Here is a 15431-nt window from a genome sequence, read left to right on the forward strand (position 1 = left end):
CGCTTGCGCGCTCCGCCCTTGGCCGATGGCACGAAGGCCGGGATGAGGGGTTGCAGCTGTCGCCACAGTTCTTTGCTGACCGGTCTTCTTGCCATGAGGACGCCAAGCATAACGGCTCTGAACTGGTCTCAGACGGTAGTGTTAGCCGCTCTAAGCGCACTCGAGGTGCTACGCTCTAATCGGACTGTCCTGGCCCCGGTCTAACCTGTCTTGCCATCACTGCGTGATTGCCTGTGCAATCGGTGGTTTCTTCTCTCGGTCGGATGGACTGTTGTGTTGTCGATCGCTACGTACAGTTCTTCAGGCGCTGATTGTTGTGCTGCGTTCTTGGTAGTCCTTGTCACCCGCCAGCAGGGCCCAGCAGATCCGCGCATTCTTGTTTGCCAGTGCCACAGCAGCGATGTTTTTGTTGCGCCTCTGAGCAACTCCGCAGACCCACTGGCATGTCGCACTTGCCGTTTGTCGATTGGGCTGGTCCGCGTGGTAGACCACTGATCGAGCGCCCTGGATCAGCAGCGTCCGCAGGTAGGTATCGCCGCGCTTGCTGATGCCCAGCAGGTTCTGCTTGCCACCGCTGGAATGTTGCTTGGGCACCAGACCGAGCCAGGCGGCGACCTGCCGGCCATCCTTGAAGCTCCTGGCATCGCCGAGCGAGGCGATCAGCGCGCTGGCGGTGATGGGCCCGATGCCGGGGATCTGCTCGAGCCGTTTGCTCGCTGCGTTGCTGCGGTGCCAAGCGAGGATCTGGGCTTCGAGCTGCTGGATCTGCGCCTGCAGCGCCTTGAAGTGCTCGAGTAGACGGTCCATCAGGATCCGGAAGCCGCCGGGCAACTCGTTGGTGGCATCCTCGATCAAAGCCGGTACCCGCTCGACGATGTGAGCCACGCCCTGGGGCACGATCAGCCCGAACTCCGAGAGCAGCCCTCGAATCTGGTTGGCGTGCGCGGTACGTATGCGCACGAATCCCTGGCGCACCCGGTGCATGGAGAGCACCGCCTGCTGCTCGATGTTCTTGATCGGCACGAAGCGCATGGTGGGTCGGGTCACGGCCTCGCAGATGGCTTCGGCATCCGCGGCATCGTGCTTGTTGCCTTTCACGTAGGGTTTGACGAACTGCGGTGCCATCAGCCGCACGGTGTGGCCCATGCTCTGGAGCTTGCGCGCCCAGTGGTGCGAACTGCCGCAGGCCTCCATGCCCACCAGCGCCGGCGGCAGGTTGACGAAGAAGGCCGCCATCTGCTCGCGCTTCAAAGCCTTGTTGAAGAGCTTCTTGCCACGGGCATCCACCCCGTGGACCTGAAAGATGTTCTTGGCCAGATCAATCCCGATGGTCGTCGCTTGCATGGTGGACTCCTGCTGATGAATGAGGGCTGAGCCACCTTTGTGGCAGAGCGATCACTGTGCTGCGGTATAGGAGGGGCGTCCATTCCATTGGTTATGAACTTTGCTCCCTGAGCGCAGCGCCAAGGGTAGAGTTTGCAGATGCCCCTCAAGCCCCACCCGACAGACGTCAGCGATGAAGAGTGGAGCTTCGCTGTCCCCTATCTGACTCTGATGGACCAGCACGGGCCCTAGCCTGAGCACGATTTATGCGAAGTCTTCAACGCCTCGCGTTGAATAGTGCGCGCGGGAGCGCCCTGACGGATGCTACCCAACGATCTACCGCCCTGGGCAGCGGTCTACCAGCAGAGTCGTCGCTGGCTGGACGCAGGCTGCTTTGAGGCGATGGTGTTGGACCTGCGCTCCATCATCCGCGCAGCACAAGGGCACAAGGGCCAGCGCGCCGTGGTAATGAATGGGCGCACGGTGCAATCGAGTTGCGAGAGCGGCCCACTCGCAGGCTATGACGGCTACAAACGCAAGCGCGGCAGCAAGGTGCACATGGACACGCTGGGCCACCTGCTGGCAGTGCATGTCACGCCAGCCGACGAGCAGGAGCGCGCGCAGGTGCACAAGTTGTGCGAAGCAGTGCAGCAAGCCACGGGCCACTCGATGCAACTGGCGTGGGGCGGACCCAGATTACACGGGTGAGGCGGCATAACGGCATCGATCTACAGATCGTGAAGCTGCCCGACGTGAGGAAAGGCTTCGTGCCGTTGCCGCGGCGCTGGGTGGTGGAGAGAAGCTCTGGCTGACTGGCAAGGTTCCGCAGGCTCTCGCGGGACAATGAGGGGCTGCCAGAAGTGCTCAGCTAACTGCATTTTCTGGTCTTCGCTGTGCTCATGTTGCCCGCCGCCGCGCGGGTGATGGATGCGACGGGACGTTCATAGCACGCTCTAGGTGCCTAGTTTGAAAAAAATCCTTCAACGGAGTTGCGTCGGCTGTAGCCAGAATTTTATACGCGGTGTTAGTATTTCGTGCTATGGATGAAGATAAAAAGCCTATCGCGGATACTCTGCCAAAGCCAAGGACATACGAATTGCTCGTGAATTCTGGTGCTCCTTCGGCTGGTGATCGCAAAAAAATAACATTGGCCAAGAAGTCCACTAGTGAGATACGGCAGGCGGATGCAACAGGAAAAGCTCGCACGATCCAGGTGGAAGTCCGAAAAAAGAGAACTTTTATTAAACGGGCTGAATTGCCTCTTAATGAGGCTCCCCTTCCCGCCCCTGCGACAGTTACTAATATTTCGTTCGAACAGATCAGTCCGCAAATTGAGTCTCGATCGAAGAAAATTCGCTGGCGCAAGCTGAGAGCCGTAGAAATTTCCAATTTCAAAGCTATTAAAAACCTACATCTACCGCTTTCCGATGTGACAATCCTAGTCGGGCCAAACGGCTCAGGAAAATCATCGGTATTGCAGGCTATCCATTGGGCGACCCGTGCTGCGAGTTACATACCACCCAAAGAACAGTCGGAAGTCGTTTCGTTTGAGAGACTTGATTATTCTCCGTCCAGCGAGCCTTTGACGACTGCGCACCGAGGAGTTCTCTTAACGGAGCGATCCACTCCGCCCACTTCGGTAATATTCAATCATGTCGAGACAGAGACGGATCAGACTTCTACAGCAACGATCAAGATCTGGGCAGCTCGAAATCGCGGTGGAATTTCTGTTCGTATTGAAGGAGGTGGCACTGTTACTCCTTTTAAACAGCGCGAAGAATTGATTTCAACTTACATTCCGGGGCTGGCTGGTCTTTCTGAAAAAGAAACCATTTTGGTAAAACCTTTACTGCGAAGGCAGGCTGCGGGTGGTGATGCAGGGGGCGTCCTGCGAAACGTAATTTTTAATATTGCGAGCCGCCAAGCTGCAGAGAATGATAATCAAGCGGCAATGGGGCGCATGGAGCATCTGAATCGTTTAATTCAGATAGTACATCCCAATGTGCAGGTCGAAGTGAGTTTCGATGAGCGGGAAGATGTGCATATACAAGCATCGTTTGATGATGATTTGCTGTCCGGCGTAAAGCGCCCGCTGGAGACCGCCGCAACGGGGGTGCTGCAGGTGATCCAGATATTCGCTTATTTGGTGCTATTCCAGCCAAAGCTTATTCTTATTGATGAGCCGGATGCTCACTTGCATCCCGATAAACAGGAGAGGTTGATCGAGGCGCTTGAGTTGGCTGCTAATGAATTCGAGGTGCAAATATTATTGACCACACATAGTCCGCATATTGCCAGGGCGGCCTCTCCGGCAGTGGGGTTGCTATGGGTTAATAACGGTCAGGTTGTTGAGGAAGAAAGTGGAAAAATCCGCTCGCTACTAGGATGGGGTGGATTAGATAGAAAAATTATTTTTTTTGTCGAAGACGAAAATGATCTAGCCATCCGGAGTATTCTGAGGCAGTGGCCTCAATTGCATCGGCAAATTAATGTTTGCCGATGCTTTGGTGTCGATAATTTGCCAAAAAATGCATTGCTTAAGGGCTTGTTGGGTGAAGAAGCTTTCAATGTCAAAGTTCTAGTTCATCGCGATCGAGACTTTATGACTGAAGAGGAGAGCGAAAGATGGCGCCAAAAATACAGTGCAGATAGGGTGGAGACATGGGTTACTAAAGATTCCGACGCGGAGGCCTACTTTTGTGCGCCTTCATATTTGTCTGTTCTTTATGAAATCTCAGAGGAAGACGCGTCCCTTTGGGTGAAAGAGGCGGTCCATTTATGTTCAGATGGAGAGCGGATTTTTAGAGAGAAGAGGAGGCTGATCAACCGCATGCTTAACGAGGATGGGGGTGGGCCTCATACCGAGAATCTCTGGAAGGCCGAAGGTCAAATTTCACCAAAGAATATTCTTGGAAAATCGCTTCACAAGGCTTTGAAAAATATTGCCAAGAAGCATCAACAAGATGATAGAAAGCTAGACAAATTCTTGATACCTCCAGGGTATGAGGTCGCAAGCGAACTTCGTCTCATAGTCGAAAAATTGCTTGCAATTTGAACTGACCTTAGTGGGAGTCTTTGTTTGCAGAATTGACTAACGGGAACACGTCATCGTCAACTGCGAACACTAGAAGTATCGCCCCATACTCATGGCTCGCTTTCCGAAGTGGTAAGGCCGCCAACCACAAGTAAACATGTCACAGAACGAAGGCTTCCTGTCCTCCGGCCTCTCGAGTTAGGTAACCGATATCCGCTCGGACTTTGTGCCGTGGTTTGACGCTGCCACGGCGTTCAACATCCTGGGCATGCGCGTTCTGCCCTATGTGAAGGCCGATCAATTCAGCCCTCAGCAGTTGGTTGCGGCCGCCCTTTACGGCCGCGTACTTACATCGTTTCAAGCCGCCGTTCTCCTCGCCGAGCGCGGCCTGCTCGCGGACACACGCACCGTGGTTCGTGGCGCGGCCGAAACCGCGATTATTCTGGCCGCCGTCGTTAACGATGAGGCCGTCTGCGATTTGCTGATTGACCGTCACTTTTGGCATCATCAAAAACTGCGACAGGCTTGGCTCAATGATCCGCAAGCCGTCGCACAAATGGCCGGCCAAGAGATGGATGCCGTCAAGGCCGTCCTCAAAGATGCGCAAGCGGAGCATCTCAAGGCGAAGCATTTGAAGAACGATCCTGTCGCAATCGCGACGCTGGCCCAAAAACAGGCTTCACGGCGCTCTACAACGGGGTGTATCGATCGGCGTCCGGCGATGCAGCGCACACATCTATCGACGCGTTCAACCGGCATATCCGCATGGACGATCAGGCTGACATCATCGGCCTCAAATTCGGTCCGGATGTGTCCGACCTGCCCGCCACGCTTTCAGATGCGATATCGGTGCTTGGTCACACCCTGCACGCTGTGACGCAGCACTTTAAGCTGGCACATTTTGGTGATGAACTGGCGCAATGTATCGCGGCATGGAAGACTTTGGGCGTGCGGGCAGATTCTCCGCTAGGCACTGTGCCTAATTCTGCGCCTTAGTTGGGTGTGCCGCTCCGCAGCCTTGCAGTGCGTATCGCCGCTATCTTTTCCTGGATCAGGAACGTGTGCTCGCTCAGACCGTAGACAAAACCTTCGACTTGATCAAGCATCTCTGCTGTGAAATCAGGATGACGATAGCGGAGTAAGCCATTCAGCAGCATCAGCACGTTGCTCATGCCGAACGCCTTGATTTCCCCCTGAGGCAAGGCCTTCTTCGCGGTGCCGAGGGCTTCGGACAAATGCCCCAGTCGCCAGAGCGCGTAGATGATGAAATAGGACACCCGCAGGTAGCCTTTGCCTTCGCCCAGACGGTCGACAAGAGCGGCAACGAGGCGTCCATGTTCGTCTGGTGAGGATAGCCGTGTATTGAACGCAAGCAGTGCCTCGAGATTGTCGGACTGCAGTGCCGCGACCTCTGGATCTCCTGCAATGCTTTGGTTGTGCGGTGAATTTGCTTCCCAGGAATCGTTACCCACCCCTGTCATTGCACGGCCGCGATAGACCAAATGCACACTACCCAAACCGCCGGCAGAGCGGCCACATTTGTCGTAGCGCGCCAACTCGGCCTGTAGCACAGATGCCACCTCCTTCTCAATTGGGTCGACGATTGTGAACAGTGCCTCGAGGGGCAGAGCGGGCTTTGGGGGCGGAGGGCTAAATCCCTTAAAGGCAATTCGAATTCGCTGCTCGTTTTCATCTTCGTCTGTGATTGCCAAAACGAGTTTGATTTTCTCTTCGGGTCGCTGCGCCGGCTTGCCGCGCAGCATAATCGTAACCCGGGTCGGCAGCGTCATACCAGCGGGAATTCTGTGGTCTGATCCTCGTGCGGTGCCGTACACGTTGCCTTGCACGGCGCGCACGAGTATTAATTCTTGAAGCATTTCGCCGCGCAGCCAGCGTTCACCAAGCAATGGCACCACGACGCGTGCCTTGGTCAGTCCCAGCGGCGACTGGCTGCGATTCTTTACCGTCAGGTCGGCAGATATCTGCGTGACGAACGAATCGTCGGCTTGCTTGCTGCTCGACCAGATGCATTGATGGGCAACCGCGGTCAGACGAAATGTCCGTCGCGTCTCCGCTGCAACTCTGCGTGCGCGCAGCCATTGCACGAGCACACTGATCCACTTTGAAAGGGCCAGTAAAGCAAAGAGGATCGCGGCGAGTATCACCCATGGGCGATGTGCCTTCTCGAGATCAGCGCTGAGTTGCGGCACCAACAAGAACAGGCCCAACGCAAGAGCAAATGCCGTCAGCAGCCACAGCGGCAAATCTTTGATGACCTCAAGGAGTCGAATTCCCTGGCCTACCCCTTCGCCGCCAGTCGCCATGTGCCAAGCTCCTTGGTTCATCTTCGGAAGATGCTGCGGTGGTCGATCTTACTTGGAATGAGGTCGCCTCAGCGACCATATCGTCGTAGGTCTCAGTCCACCATCAGTTTCATCATGAGCGGCGATTAGGCATTTACGTCCGCAGTTGCGCGCATCATGGTTCGATGCTTCGCCTGCGAGGGCGCTGCCGAATGCAGTGGGGTAATAACTGTAATTCAGGTCCTGGATGAGCAGACACAACAAATCGTATGGCAGTGGTACCTCGTACAACGGTCATTCGCATGCTCAGCGACGCCCAGAATCAATGGCAAGGAAGGTGCCAGTAAGAGAGAGTGCGCTCGCAGCAGCCACTGTCAGCAATCGCTGCAGAGCTTTTAAGTACAGCGGACTCTTTCTGCTCGTGAAAGCTGCGCGCTCTCCTAATTCAACAGAGGCTTGGTCTCACCGCCGCTGCCCCCTCTGCTGCGGCCTGGTCCCCGGCACCACATTCAACTCCAGCTGCGCATCCCCCCGCTGCAGCTGGAACGCCGCCGGCTCGCCCGGCTTCAGGGCCGCGACGGCGCTGAGCAGGGCCGAGACGTTCTCCGTGGGCTTGTCGCCCACGCGCACGATCACGTCGCCGGGGCGGATGCCGGCGCGGGCGGCGGGGCCGTCCTGCAGGACGCCGGTGATGATGACGCCTTCGGTGGCGCGCACGCCGAAGGTGGCGGCGAGTTCGGGCGAGAGTTCGTTGGGTTCCACGCCGATCCAGCCGCGGGTGACCTGGCCGTCCTTGACGATGCCGTCGAGCACGAGCTTGGCGGTGGAGACGGGGATGGCGAAGCCGATGCCCATGCTGCCGCCGGAGCGGGAGTAGATGGCGGTGTTGATGCCCATCAGGTTGCCGTTGATGTCCACCAGCGCGCCGCCGGAGTTGCCGGGGTTGATGGCGGCGTCGGTCTGGATGAAGTTCTCGAAGGTGTTGATGCCGAGCTGGCTGCGGCCCAGGGCGCTGACGATGCCGCTGGTGACGGTCTGGCCGACGCCGAAGGGGTTGCCGATGGCGAGCACCTGGTCGCCCACGGAGAGCTGGTCGGAGTTGCCCAGCACCATGGCGGGCAGTTTGTCGAGGTCCACCTTCAGGATGGCGAGGTCTGTGTCCGGGTCGGTGCCGATCACGGTGGCGCGGGTACGGCGGCTGTCGGCCAGGGTGACCTCGATCTCGTCCGCGCCTTCCACGACGTGGTTGTTGGTGAGGATGTAGCCGTCGGGGCTCACGATCACGCCGCTGCCCAGGCCGGTCTGCGTCTGCTGTGCGCCCTGGTCGCCGAAGAAGAACTGGAACCAGGGGTCGTTGCTGCGCGGGTTGCGCACGGCCTTGCTGGTGTTGATGCTGACGACGGCCGGGGCCGCCTTGCGCACCGCCGCGCTGAAGCTGCCCGCCACGGGCTGGGAGGAGGGGGCGGGCGGGGCCTCGATGAGCGAGATGCCGGCGCCGCTGCGCGTGGCGCCGCGCCGGATCCAGTCCGGTTGCAGGGTGGCGACGACGAAGTAGGCGGCGACGAACACGGTCACGGCCTGGGAGAACAGCAGCCAGAAGCGCTTCATGGTGACAGGTGGGGCGGCAAAGGCCCACATTGTCGCCACTTTGCGCGGCCGTGGGCCGTGGGAGGGCATGCCGACTGCGCCCTGCGCGATGAGGGGGGCATTCGGGCGCGTGCGCGGGCACCGAAGGGAAAACCCTAAAATCGGGGCATGGCCGCTACCCGCGGCCTTTTCCTTTCTTTTTTCTTACAGCCCCGGCCCCGCGGCCGGCCGCCCGCACTCCACCCCCGCGGCCGGCCTTGCAGCCCGCGCCACCCGCCACGCTCCGCTCCGGTCCGGCGGCCGCAAGAGAAAGCCCTGGCGCCGCCGCATGCGTGGCCGTGCCCGGGCCGCACCCGTGCATTTCCGGACCACGCCATGACTTCCTTCTCTTCCGCTGCCGCGAGCGCCGACGCCGCGCAGCCCCATCGACCGCTCACGCGCGGCGACTACAAGACCCTGGGCCTTTCCGCGCTGGGCGGCACGCTCGAGTTCTACGATTTCGTGATCTACGTGTTCTTCGCCACGGTGGTGAGCGGCCTGTTCTTCCCGGCCGACATGCCCGACTGGCTGCGCCAGCTGCAGACCTTCGGCATCTTCGCGGCGGGCTACCTGGCCCGGCCCATCGGCGGCATCGTGATCGCCCACTTCGGCGACAAGCTGGGCCGCAAGCGCATGTTCAGCCTGTCGATCTTCCTGATGGCCGTGCCCACGCTGGTGATCGGCCTGCTGCCCACCTACGCGAGCATCGGCGTGGCGGCGCCGCTGCTGCTGCTGGCGATGCGCGTGCTGCAGGGCGCGGCCATCGGCGGCGAGATGCCCGGGGCCTGGGTGTTCGTGGCCGAGCACGTGCCGAAGAACCGCTACGGCCTGGGCGTGGGCACGCTGACGGCCGGCATCACGGGCGGCATCCTGCTGGGCTCGCTGGTGGCGATCGCCATCAACCGCACGTACACGCCCGCCGAGGTGCAGGGCTTCGCCTGGCGCATTCCGTTCATCCTGGGCGGCGTGTTCGGCCTGGTGTCGGTGTACCTGCGCCGCTTCCTGCACGAGACGCCGGTGTTCCAGGAGCTGGCCGCGCGCCGCGCCGTGGCCCGCGAGCTGCCGCTCAAGACCATTTTCCGCGACCACAAGGGCGCGATGCTGCTGGTGGCGCTGATGACCTGGGTGCTGTCCACCGCGGTGGTGGTGGTGGTGCTGATCACGCCGTCGTACCTGCAGAAGGTGTTCCACCTGCCCGCCACGCTGGCGCTGGAGGCCAACGCCGTGGCCACGCTCACGCTGACCATCGGCTGCGTGGTGATGGGCTGGGCCACCGACCGCTTCGGCACCCGGGCGGTGATGCTGGTGGGCTGGGGCGGCCTGTTCCTGACCTCGTACCTGTTCTACCTGGGCCTGCCGGGCACGCCGGAGACGCTGGTGCGCAACTATGCGCTGGTGGGCTTTTTCGTGGGGTCGATCGCGCTGCTGCCGATCGTGGGCGTGCGCGCCTTCCCGCCGGAAGTGCGGTTCTCGGGGCTTTCTTTCTCCTACAACATGGCCTATGCGGTGTTCGGCGGCATCACGCCGGTGCTGCTGACGGTGTGGATGCAGCGCGACCCGATGGCGCCCGCGCACTACGTGGCGGCCATGGGGCTGCTGGGCTTCGTGCTGGGCTTCGTGCCGCTGGCCTCGCGCGGCTGGCAGCCGGCGCCTGTGCGGGCCTGAACGGGCCTTTCTTGACGCGGCGGGCATCCTGCGGCGGATGCCCGCGCCGCGTTCAGGCGGTGGCGGGCCGCTGTCCGGACATGGCCGCCTTCCATTCCTCCTGGACCAGCTGCTTGAACTCCAGGTATTCCCAGTCCGAGTCGGGCAGGAAGTGCTCGATGGTCTGCTTCTTCTCGTCGATGTAGTCGAAGTACTCGTAGTGGACGATGTTGTCGTCCGCGTAGCGGTAGCACTGGATGGTCGCGCAGAACTGGCCGCCTTCGCGGGGCGACGGGTTCTTGAGCTGGTGGATCTGGTAGTAGTCGGGCGTGAGGAAGGTCACCTCGCCCGCGTGCGCGATGGTGCTGCCCCAGGGCTGCTCGATGTGGGGGCTGAGCGCGCTGAACCACGAGATCTGGATCTGCCCGTGCAGCACCTTGATGACGGCGCAGGCCTGGCCATGGTCGTGGATGGGCGAGCCGTTGCCCGCGGGCCAGATTTCCAGGACGTAGGGCTGGCCGGGGGAGTCGCCCTGATTGGAGTCCAGCGTGACGCGCAGGTAGCCGAAGCTCGGGTCCTTTTCCTGGAGCTTGGTGTGGCAGAGCGCGCCGGGCGTGGCGATGGAGTACTGGATGGCCTGGGCGAATTCGGGGAAGTCCGGCGGCGAGAGGTTCATGCCCGGCCCGGCGACGTTGTCGTAGAGGCGCTGGCAGGCCAGGGGCAGGTCGCCCGCGACGCTGGCGCGGTTGGCGGCGATGCTTTCCATGGTCACCTCCGCCGGGGCGATGAGGTGGGGCGGCGGATCGAGGTTCACGGGGATCTGGAGCGTGGCGAGCTGCACGCCGGTGGCGCCGCGCACGCTGACGTGGCGCAGCTGCCGGCACAGGGCGTCCATGCCGTCCGGGTCGTTCTTGTCCGGCCAGGTGAACTCGTAGAGCATCAGGGTGCGCAGCATTTCGCCCTTGCCGTAGCGGATGCGGCGGTTGTTGCTGTCCAGGCTCAGCCAGTAGGGCTGGTGGGTGCCCGGCGGGTCCAGGCGCAGCCCGGGGGCTTCGGCGTGCGCGATGGGGTGCCTCTTGCCGTGGCGCACGGCCCACAGGACGATGCCGGAGCGGCCGATGGTGAGGCCGCAGGCGTTGCCGGCGGGGGTGAAGGGCATGTCCTGGTGCAGGACGATGTCCAGCGCCTCGGGCACGTCGGCCGGCAGCACGGAGACGGTGCCCTGGCCCTTGACGGGAAAGGTTGTGTGGGACGCGGTCTGGGCGGCCTGGTAGAGCCGGACGCGGTTCACGGACAGGTGGCGGGATGCGTGGGGCATGGGGTGGCTTTCGTGATCGGAGAAATAGGGCGGGCCCGGACGGGCGGCGTTCAGCGCCCGCGGCGTGGTGCGGTGGCGGTCGTCACATGGGATCCCTCCTTCTCGTATGCCGGCGGCGGTGCGTGCCGCGGGGCCGCGCGGGCCCATGCCGGTCGTTCCGGTTGTTCGTTCTGGTCGTGCCGGCGGGTCATGGGCGGCACCCCTCCCTGGTGCGCGCCCTGCCACAATGCCGTGCATGACGGACTCAGTTGTACCTTCTCCCACGGATGACCTGGCACCCGGGGTTTCCCGGCAGTCGCTGCTCGTGGCCTTCGACGATCTGCTGCAGCCGGCCCGCTTCAAGGACTACGGCCCGAACGGCCTGCAGGTGGAGGGCTGCGAGCGCATCCGCCGCATCGTGAGCGGCGTGACGGCGAGCCGCGCGCTGATCGACGCGGCCATCGCGGACGGGGCGGATGCGGTGTTCGTGCACCACGGCCTGTTCTGGCGCGGCCAGGACGGGCGGGTGACGGGCTGGATGAAGCAGCGCCTGCAGCGGCTGCTGGCCCACGACATCAACCTTTTCGCCTACCACCTGCCGCTGGACGCGCATCCGGAGCTGGGCAACAACGCCCAGCTGGGCCGCGTGCTGGGTTTCGCGCCGGCCGATGTGCGCTTCGGCGAGCAGGACCTGGGCTTCTGCGCGCCGGCCGACATCGCGGATGCGGCCACGCTCGCGGCGCGGGTGGAGGCGGCGCTGGGCCGGCCGGTGACGCTGGTCGCGCCCGGGGACGCCGGGCCGGGGCGGCCGATCCGCCGCGTGGCCTGGTGCACGGGCGGCGCGCAGGGATTCTTCGAGGGCGCGATCGCGGCGGGGGCCGACGCCTTCATCACGGGCGAGATCTCCGAGCCGCAGGCGCACCTGGCGCGGGAGACGGGCGTGGCCTTCCTCGCGGCGGGCCACCATGCGACCGAGCGCTACGGCGCGCCCGCGGCGGCCGCGCACGTGGCGGCGGCGCTGGGCATCGAACACCGGTTCATCGAGATCGACAACCCCGCCTGAGACCGGGAGGACGGCGTGCTACAGCACCCGCCCGAACCACCACAGCGACAGCAGGCCCGCCAGCACCAGCAGGGCCGCGCCCGCGAGCGCGAGCAGGGCGGAGATTTCGGTTTCCTTCTTCTCCACGGTGAGGCGGGAGCTGAGGGTTTCGTACACCTTCTTCAGGTCGGCGGCGGTGGCTGCGTGGAAGTATTCGGCGTTGGTGCGCTGCGCCACGGCCTTGAGCGTGTCTTCGTCCAGGCGCACGCGCATCGACCAGCCCTCGAAGCCGATGGTCTCGCCGGCCACGGTGCCCACGCCCACGGTATAGACGCGCACGCCGCGGTCGGCGGCCCATTGCGCGGCTTCCATCGGATCGACGCCGGTGGTGCGCTGGCCGTCGGTGAGCATGATGATGGCGGCCGAGGTGTAGGAGCCGGGTGCGACGGGTGCGGGCCGGTCCGCGCCCTTGCCGGCGCTGCCGCGGTGCGGCGGGCGGCCGATCTCGTCCATGGATTGCGGGCGCAGCATGGCCTGCCGGCCGCCGAGGGCAGAGACATCGATGCCGGTGTCGGGGAACAGGGTGGCGAGCGACAGCAGGATGCCGTTGCCCGTGGCCGTGCCGCGCTGCAATTGGAAGCTGTCGATGGCCTTGAAGAGGTCTTCGTGGTTCTGCGTGGGCAGCTGGGCGAGCTGGGCGCTGCCCGCGAAGGCCACGATGCCCACGCGCACGTGGCGCGGCAGCTCGGCGATGAAGGCCTTGGCGGCGTCCTGGGCGGCGGTGAGGCGGTCGGGGTGCACGTCGGCGGCGCGCATGCTGCCCGAGACGTCCATGGCCAGCATGATGGTCTGCTGCTGCGAGGGCAGGGTGAGCACCGCCAGCGGGCGCGCGGCCGCGACCAGCAGCGCCGCGAGCCCGAGCAGAAAGAGCAGCGGCGGCACATGGCGCCGCCAGCGGGTGCGCGCACCCTGGGCTTCGCGCGCCAGGGCCAGGGCCGGATAGTGCAGCACGGCGGACCTGCGGCGGCGCAGCAGCCAGAGGTAGAGCACCACCAGCACGGGCAGTGCGAGCAGCAGCCAGAGAAGGTCGGGCCAGAGAAAGACCATGGGTGGCTCCTTCCTTGTCGTTCGTTCGGCCGGCGCGTGCGGCGCTCAGGCGCGCACCCGCCGGCGGGCCCGCACGGGCTGGCCGCGCAGTTCCATGAAGCGCACCAGCGCGTCGAGCAGGTCGTCGTCGGTGGCGAGTTCGAGCGTGTCCGCGCCCGCGCGCGCCAGGGCCGAGCGCAGTGTGGCTTCGCGCTCGGCGGCGAGGCGGGCGAAGCGCTGGCGGAAGGCGCGGTCGCGCGTGTCCACCGTGAGTTGCTCGCCGGTTTCGGGATCGCGCAGGTGCAGCACGCCCACGTCGGGCAGCGCCATCTCCAGCGGGTCGAGCAGCCGCACGGCGACCACGTCGTGGCGCTGCGCGAGGTGCGCGAGGGGCTTCTCCCAGCCGGGAGCCGAGAGGAAGTCGGACACGACGAACACCGCCGAGCGCCGCCGCAGCACGGGCGCGGCCGATTCCAGCAGCCGGTGCAGCTCGGTGGTGCCGGGCAGCGCAGACCCGGGCGGGCCCGCGGGCGCCAGCGCGTCGATGAGGCGCAGCACGTGGGTGCGGCCGGTGCGCGGCGGCAGCACGGTGGCGGTGGCAGAGGCTGGGGAACCGTGGCCGAAGAGCATCGCGCCCACGCGGTTGCCGTGGCGCGTGAGCAGCCGCGCGAGCACGGCGACGAAGCCGGCGAGCCGGTCGCGCTTGGTCTGCCCCGGCGGCCCGAAATCCACCGAGGGGCTGAGGTCGAGCAAAAACCAGGCGGCCATCTCGCGGTCTTCGGAGAAAACGCGCACATGGGGCGTGCCGAGCCGCGCGGTGACGTTCCAGTCGATGTGCCGCACGTCGTCGTGCGCCTGGTATTCGCGCAGGTCCGCCAGGTCCACCCCGGTGCCGCGCAGCAGGGTGCGGTAATCGCCCTGCAACAGGCCGTCGAGGCGGCGCAGTACCGTCCATTCGAGCCGGCGCAGCAGGCGGTCCGCGGCGCCCGTGGCCAGGCCGGCGGCGGGCTGCGGCGCCGTGCGCGCTGCCGCGGCGTCAGGCCCGTTGCGCGGCGGCATGGAGCACCTCGTTCTGGGCATCGTGCGCCAGCGGGCGGGCCGGCGCGGGCAGCCGCGCCATGAGCTGGGCGATGAGGGCATCGGCATCGAGCCCGTCCGACAGCGCCTCGTACGAGAGCGTGATGCGGTGGCGCAGCACGTCGGGCGCGAGGTCGGCCATGTCCTCGGGCAGCACGTAGCCGCGGCCGCGCAGCATGGCCAGGGCGCGGGCGCCCTCGGCCAGGTGGATGGTGGCGCGCGGGCTGGCGCCGCAGGCGATGCGCGGTTCGAGTTCGGGCAGGCCGTACTGCGCGGGCGCGCGCGTGGCGGCCACGAGGCGCACGGCGTACTGCAGCAGGGACGGATCGACATACACGCGCCGGCATTCGGCCTGCAGCGCGGCGAGCTGCTCCGTGGTGGCCACGGCGGCCACCTGCACGGGCTCGGCGAGGGCGCGCTGGGCGATGACGAACTCTTCCTCCTCGGTGGGGTAGCCGATGAGCACCTTCATCATGAAGCGGTCCACCTGGGCCTCCGGGAGCTGGTAGGTGCCCTCGGTCTCGATCGGGTTCTGCGTGGCCATGACGAGGAAGGGCTGCGGCAGCACGTGCGTCTCGCCCGCGATGGTGACCTGCCGCTCCTGCATCACTTCCAGCAGCGCGCTCTGCACCTTGGCGGGCGCGCGGTTGATCTCGTCGGCCAGCAGCAGGTGGGTAAACACCGGCCCGAGGGTGGTGGCGAACTCGCCCGTGCGCTGGTGGTACATGCGCGTGCCGACGAGGTCCGCGGGCACGAGGTCGGGCGTGAACTGGATGCGCTTGAACGTGCCGCGCACGGTGCCCGCGAGCGTCTTCACGGTGAGGGTCTTGGCCAGGCCCGGCACGCCTTCGACCAGCAGGTGGCCCTGCGCGAGCATGGCGACCATCACGCGCTCCAGGAAGCGGTCCTGGCCGACCACCACGCGCTTGACCTCGTAGAGGATCTGCTCCATCAGCGTGGCGGTTGCGGCGGCCGTCGGGGGCGGGGTGATGTCCATGG

Annotated in this window: 12 protein-coding genes and 2 pseudogenes; 6 read left to right on the top strand and 8 right to left on the bottom strand. The window is 64.1% G+C overall.

Annotation, left to right across the window (positions count from 1 at the left end; all coding sequences use genetic code 11):
• Positions 1–110 (bottom strand): annotated as a pseudogene (locus tag T336_RS27220) (IS5/IS1182 family transposase); the annotation flags it as partial.
• A 190-nt stretch (positions 111–300) separates the two neighbouring features.
• A complete protein-coding gene (locus T336_RS0115870) occupies positions 301–1344 on the bottom strand; it encodes an IS110 family RNA-guided transposase (protein ID WP_026433292.1) in 1044 nt (347 codons plus the stop codon).
• A gap of 138 nt (positions 1345–1482) precedes the next feature.
• Between T336_RS0115870 and T336_RS25275 the strand changes: the two are divergent.
• From T336_RS25275 to T336_RS26730, 4 genes and pseudogenes are all read left to right on the top strand, one after another.
• Positions 1483–2270: pseudogene (locus T336_RS25275) on the top strand (IS5 family transposase).
• Between the two features lie 92 nt (positions 2271–2362).
• Positions 2363–4378: a translation initiation factor IF-2 associated domain-containing protein gene (locus T336_RS26190; protein WP_084151446.1), complete on the top strand. Its 2016-nt coding sequence runs from the start codon at positions 2363–2365 to the stop codon at positions 4376–4378.
• A gap of 247 nt (positions 4379–4625) precedes the next feature.
• A complete protein-coding gene (locus T336_RS27605; RefSeq protein WP_404821592.1) occupies positions 4626–5234 on the top strand; it encodes a DUF5677 domain-containing protein in 609 nt (202 codons plus the stop codon).
• The gene (locus T336_RS26730) at positions 5123–5353 is read left to right on the top strand and encodes a hypothetical protein (RefSeq protein ID WP_156957876.1); all 231 of its coding nucleotides are present in this window, start codon (positions 5123–5125) and stop codon (positions 5351–5353) included. The genes T336_RS27605 and T336_RS26730 overlap by 112 nt, the downstream gene beginning before the upstream one ends.
• Here the strand turns inward: T336_RS26730 and T336_RS26735 are convergent.
• Both T336_RS26735 and T336_RS0115890 read right to left on the bottom strand, forming a co-directional pair.
• A complete protein-coding gene (locus T336_RS26735) occupies positions 5350–6681 on the bottom strand; it encodes a hypothetical protein (protein ID WP_156957877.1) in 1332 nt (443 codons plus the stop codon). The genes T336_RS26730 and T336_RS26735 overlap by 4 nt on opposite strands.
• A 441-nt stretch (positions 6682–7122) precedes the next feature.
• Positions 7123–8268 carry a trypsin-like peptidase domain-containing protein gene (locus T336_RS0115890; protein ID WP_026433295.1) on the bottom strand — a complete coding sequence of 382 codons (1146 nt, stop codon included), beginning with the start codon at positions 8266–8268 and terminating at the stop codon, positions 7123–7125.
• Positions 8269–8622: 354 nt separating this feature from the next.
• Between T336_RS0115890 and T336_RS0115895 the strand changes: the two genes are divergently transcribed.
• Positions 8623–9951, top strand: a complete 1329-nt coding sequence (locus T336_RS0115895; protein ID WP_026433296.1) for an MFS transporter — start codon at positions 8623–8625, stop codon at positions 9949–9951.
• Between the two features lie 52 nt (positions 9952–10003).
• Here the strand turns inward: T336_RS0115895 and T336_RS0115900 are convergent, their stop codons facing one another.
• Entirely contained in the window at positions 10004–11248 is a 1245-nt protein-coding gene (locus tag T336_RS0115900; protein ID WP_026433297.1) for a cysteine dioxygenase, read from the bottom strand.
• A gap of 235 nt (positions 11249–11483) precedes the next feature.
• Between T336_RS0115900 and T336_RS0115905 the strand changes: the two genes are divergently transcribed.
• Positions 11484–12290, top strand: coding sequence for a Nif3-like dinuclear metal center hexameric protein (locus T336_RS0115905; protein WP_084151441.1), 807 nt, complete (start codon positions 11484–11486; stop codon positions 12288–12290).
• 18 nt (positions 12291–12308) lie between these two features.
• On the opposite strand, the gene T336_RS0115910 is transcribed toward T336_RS0115905, so the two are convergent.
• The 3 genes from T336_RS0115910 to T336_RS0115920 are packed head-to-tail and all read right to left on the bottom strand — an operon-like array spanning position 12309 to position 15429.
• On the bottom strand, positions 12309–13376 hold the full coding sequence (locus T336_RS0115910) for a VWA domain-containing protein (RefSeq protein WP_026433299.1): 1068 nt from the start codon (positions 13374–13376) through the stop codon (positions 12309–12311).
• Positions 13377–13421: 45 nt separating this feature from the next.
• Positions 13422–14414 carry a DUF58 domain-containing protein gene (locus T336_RS0115915; RefSeq protein WP_026433300.1) on the bottom strand — a complete coding sequence of 331 codons (993 nt, stop codon included), beginning with the start codon at positions 14412–14414 and terminating at the stop codon, positions 13422–13424.
• On the bottom strand, positions 14392–15429 hold the full coding sequence (locus T336_RS0115920; protein ID WP_019700076.1) for an AAA family ATPase: 1038 nt from the start codon (positions 15427–15429) through the stop codon (positions 14392–14394). The genes T336_RS0115915 and T336_RS0115920 overlap by 23 nt, the downstream gene beginning before the upstream one ends.
• Positions 15430–15431 lie beyond the last annotated feature (2 nt).

Origin of the sequence: Paracidovorax oryzae ATCC 19882 (genome assembly GCF_000687165.1) — a bacterium.
Taxonomy (GTDB): Bacteria; Pseudomonadota; Gammaproteobacteria; order Burkholderiales; family Burkholderiaceae_C; genus Paracidovorax; species Paracidovorax oryzae.

Coding starts and splice junctions, on each gene's coding strand:
- T336_RS26735 (WP_156957877.1), bottom strand. CDS start 6,681: ATGGCGACTGGCGGCGAAGGGGTAGGCCAGGGAATTCGACTCCTTGAG.
- T336_RS0115920 (WP_019700076.1), bottom strand. CDS start 15,429: ATGGACATCACCCCGCCCCCGACGGCCGCCGCAACCGCCACGCTGATG.
- T336_RS26190 (WP_084151446.1), top strand. CDS start 2,363: ATGGATGAAGATAAAAAGCCTATCGCGGATACTCTGCCAAAGCCAAGG.
- T336_RS27605 (WP_404821592.1), top strand. CDS start 4,626: ATGCGCGTTCTGCCCTATGTGAAGGCCGATCAATTCAGCCCTCAGCAG.
- T336_RS0115890 (WP_026433295.1), bottom strand. CDS start 8,268: ATGAAGCGCTTCTGGCTGCTGTTCTCCCAGGCCGTGACCGTGTTCGTC.
- T336_RS0115895 (WP_026433296.1), top strand. CDS start 8,623: ATGACTTCCTTCTCTTCCGCTGCCGCGAGCGCCGACGCCGCGCAGCCC.
- T336_RS0115900 (WP_026433297.1), bottom strand. CDS start 11,248: ATGCCCCACGCATCCCGCCACCTGTCCGTGAACCGCGTCCGGCTCTAC.
- T336_RS26730 (WP_156957876.1), top strand. CDS start 5,123: ATGGACGATCAGGCTGACATCATCGGCCTCAAATTCGGTCCGGATGTG.
- T336_RS0115870 (WP_026433292.1), bottom strand. CDS start 1,344: ATGCAAGCGACGACCATCGGGATTGATCTGGCCAAGAACATCTTTCAG.
- T336_RS0115915 (WP_026433300.1), bottom strand. CDS start 14,414: ATGCCGCCGCGCAACGGGCCTGACGCCGCGGCAGCGCGCACGGCGCCG.
- T336_RS0115910 (WP_026433299.1), bottom strand. CDS start 13,376: ATGGTCTTTCTCTGGCCCGACCTTCTCTGGCTGCTGCTCGCACTGCCC.
- T336_RS0115905 (WP_084151441.1), top strand. CDS start 11,484: ATGACGGACTCAGTTGTACCTTCTCCCACGGATGACCTGGCACCCGGG.